The organism is Spiroplasma sp. hy2 (genome assembly GCF_044714365.1).
Lineage (GTDB): Bacteria > Bacillota_I > Bacilli_A > Mycoplasmatales > Mycoplasmataceae > Spiroplasma > Spiroplasma phoeniceum.
The window spans coordinates 1-3,730 of the sequence record NZ_RXFZ02000101.1 but is presented as its reverse complement, the minus strand read 5'-3'; the positions used below and the strand labels follow the sequence as shown (position 1 = coordinate 3,730).

At 22.6% G+C, this 3,730-nt stretch carries 2 protein-coding genes; both read right to left on the bottom strand.

The window, feature by feature from the left end; all coding sequences use genetic code 4:
* Positions 1-51: 51 nt before the first annotated feature.
* Positions 52-2,079, bottom strand: coding sequence for an ETX/MTX2 family pore-forming toxin (locus EHV01_RS03910; protein ID WP_422066288.1), 2,028 nt, complete (start codon positions 2,077-2,079; stop codon positions 52-54).
* A gap of 135 nt (positions 2,080-2,214) precedes the next feature.
* Positions 2,215-3,438, bottom strand: a complete 1,224-nt coding sequence (locus EHV01_RS03905; protein ID WP_422066287.1) for a hypothetical protein — start codon at positions 3,436-3,438, stop codon at positions 2,215-2,217.
* Positions 3,439-3,730: the final 292 nt, after the last annotated feature.

The window sequence follows — 3,730 nt, the reverse complement described above, 5'->3', positions numbered from 1 at the left end:
AAAAAAAAAACAACTTATTTGACAATGTCAATTTTGTTGTTTTTTTTATTTTTATTCTTCTTCAATTATAAAATAACTACCTATTGTGTTTGTCACAATTTTTCAACCGTGATTAGGGTTATTGGTAAAATGAGTATTAATTTCTTGAAAATGATTGTAAATAATATTAATTAAAGTGTTAGTATCTTCATCAGTGATTGATCCGCCCCAACCACTATGATCTTCTTTATGAAAACTAGTGATTGTTACTTTAATTTGTTCTTTAAATCCTTCGTAGTTATCTTTGCTTGCTTGATAAATTTGTTTAATTTTATCTCAAGTATTACTATCAATATCTAATTTTAATTGATCATGAGCTAAAAATTGATAGTATTTTTCAATTTCATTATATTGATTATGTGATCCATGTTTAACTGCTTGTGAATTATTGTTATGACCACTTAATCATCAAATTATTGCTGTTCCAGCAATTACTAATCCTCCAATTACTAATGATAAACCTAGTGTTTCTGGCGCTAAAGCTGCAGCAGCACCAGCTTCTGTTCCAATAACTGCTCCTTCTGAAGCAACAACTGCGGTTCCTTCGGTAACTGATAAAGTTTCTGCTGCTGTTAAACCTCCTTCTGATAATAGCGGCGTCATTTCGATAGCTTCACCTGTTGATTCAACAGCGCCAGTTGTTGACCCGCTAATAGTTATTTTTGTTCCAACACCACTAATTCCGGCTCCAAGGGCTGATGAGCCAATTGCTTTTAATTTATCAATAAAATCTTTTTTATCATTTTCAGATAAGTTTTGATAATGTTGATTTATTTCATTTAATTTTTGTTGTTTTTGTTCTTTTGAAAGAGAATTATATTTATTTATAACCTTATTTCCATTTTTAATTAAATAAATATTTAAATTTTCATCATTTTTTAAACTATTTTGTTCTGTTTTTTGATCAATAAAATGATATTCATCTTTTTTTAATTGGGGGAAATTTAAAAATAAACTATTATTTTCAATATCATTATCTTCTTCAGTTAAACAACCACCACCAGTACTTTTTTTATATTCTGCATCTGTCTGCGGTGTTTGATTTTCTAAACCAAAATTATAATGATTTCCATTAACATGAAATATTTGGATATTATTATTTGAATTTTGATTAAATGGTTGATATGGAGCATGATTATTTACACTAATATTAGCATTTAACATATTACTCATTGCTAATATCTCTGGTGTACCACCTCATGTTGATGATTGTCTCATTCTGTTTAAGTAATTGTTAGCAATTTCATTATTTGATTCAATAATAGTTCTAAATGTTAATTCGCTTCCACGATTTGTAATCATGTTTAAGTTTGATTGTATATAATCAACAACACGATTACGAAACACGTTTGTTACTAAATTATTTGCTGTTTGATTTTGATATCACAATTGATTGTTGTTATGATTTTCTAAATCATATTCCCTTAATAAATTTTGAATATCTCCTAAGTTTTTTATATTTTCTATACTAAATAAATGAATAAATCGCGCTCTAAATTCATCATTATTATTTCTTACTGGTAATAAATAAGCTGTTGCTACAGATCAAAACAAACAACTACCATCGGCAAGAACATCATAATTATTTATTTGTTCAATTTTTATTTTATTATTAAGAGTTTGTTGTAATGATCCCATTAATTTTCCATTAAAAGTAATTGTATCGTCATTATTTATTGTAATTTCTTGTGGTAAAAGACTATATTGTTTTAGTTTTTGCATAATTTCTTTAATTGAAATTTCAAATTTGTATGTCATATTTTCTTCATTTGTTATTTCTGCATTAATTTCTCCATGAATATTTTGTTTTAAATTTCATATAATTTGTTTTGAAACTTGATCTAATAAAATAGAAAATTTAATTTTTTGTCTTGGATTAACTTTAATTTCTTGAGAAGGTATTGTTATTTCAGAAGTTTCTTTATTTTCATATTCTTTATTGTCTGATAAATCAAATTCATCACTTAATTCTTGTATTTTTGAATCTTCAAAATTAGTTTCATTTTGATATTTTCCTTCAGCATTAAATGTTAAACCCAAAATTTTTTTTAAATATTTAGTTTTTGCAGTTATACCAGCGTTTAATTCCAAATTTGATTTTTGTTTTGTTTTTGATGTTTGTGAACTTATTTTTTTATTTTTTAAACCTACTGTGATTTTAATATTTTCTAATTTTTATTTTTTATATGTACAACTATTTGTTTTCATGTTTTGAATTTCAGATGAATCATTAGTTAACATTGTTATGTCATTACAAAGTTCTTTTGTATTTTTATTATAAATTTCATTAATATCTTTTGTTAGTTTTATATTTGAATATATTAAATCATTTTCGTCAATATTATTAATTTCTTTTATAATACTTTCTTTATTTTTATCTCTAAAACTTAAAAATATACCTTTTTTAATTAATTCACCTAAATCAATAATTTTATTTTCTTGATTATTTATTGTAAAGTAAATTTTCTTTTCATCAAAATATTTACTATTATCTTTTTTTGCTTTTATAATAGCTGATGTATTTATAATATCATAAAGTTCTAACTGTGATATATCTAAATCATAATTTAAGTAATTTAACTCATTTAAAATTGCAGTTTCATTTCTATTTAATATTTCAATTTTATTATTTTTAATACCACTTAAACTAATTAAATCATGTTTTTTAAAATATACATTTACTCATGTTCCTTTATTATATTTTCCAATTGAACTTACTGTTATTTTAGCTGATTTATTTGTTATATCTGAAACAGATAAATGTGAAATATCTATATTTCAATTTCTTAATTTTATTGAATTTAAAATGGTTTGTTGATTAATAATAAATAATTTTCCTAAATCCCTATTTATAAGAACTTCATTTATTATTTGATTATTTAAATAATCATTTCGATAATACTTGCTATCACCTGTTCTTATGACAACACTAGCAATCATATTTTTCTCAGTTACAATTCTAATTCTTTCTCTTTTTGTGCTATTTCTTCAATAAAAATTTACATAATCTCAATTATTAAAAATTACTTTTAAAAAATTATAAACAGTAGGATATATTATAAATCAATTTCATATATCAAATTTATAAACTTTAAATTTTTCATAAACTTTTTTTTGAAAAAGTGATAAGTTATTACCAGATTCATATTTTATAATTATAATTTCTTCTCACAAATTTGGTACAAAAGAGGCATAAAATGGGTCTAAACCAACAAGTTCATTACCATCATCAACGCCTCTTTTATTTCTATTTAGAGTTTCTAAATTATTTGTTTGTCGATAATTAATATCACTATTTTTGATATTTTCTTCTTTTTGATAAGGACTAGCGGCAATAACTGATGGTATTGTGTTTCCAGTTATCATAATTGTTCCTAATAATCCTAAAAGTTTTTTCATTTTTTGTTTCCCTTCATTTTTTTTACAAAATAAATTTAATTAAAAAAAATTTTCAACAAAATTGAAAATTTATTAGTTTTCAAAATATAATTTGACAAAATAGTTTTATTTTGTTATTTTATACTTATGAAAATATAAATTTTGACGAGTTGTATTTTCATTTTTTATTTTACTTTGCTAATAACCCAAATTTATATTTAGGCAAATTGATTATAGCATCAAAAATATTAAAAAGAACAAATATTTTTTTTAATTTTATTAATTTTTATATCAAATTTCAATTGTTTTTWTA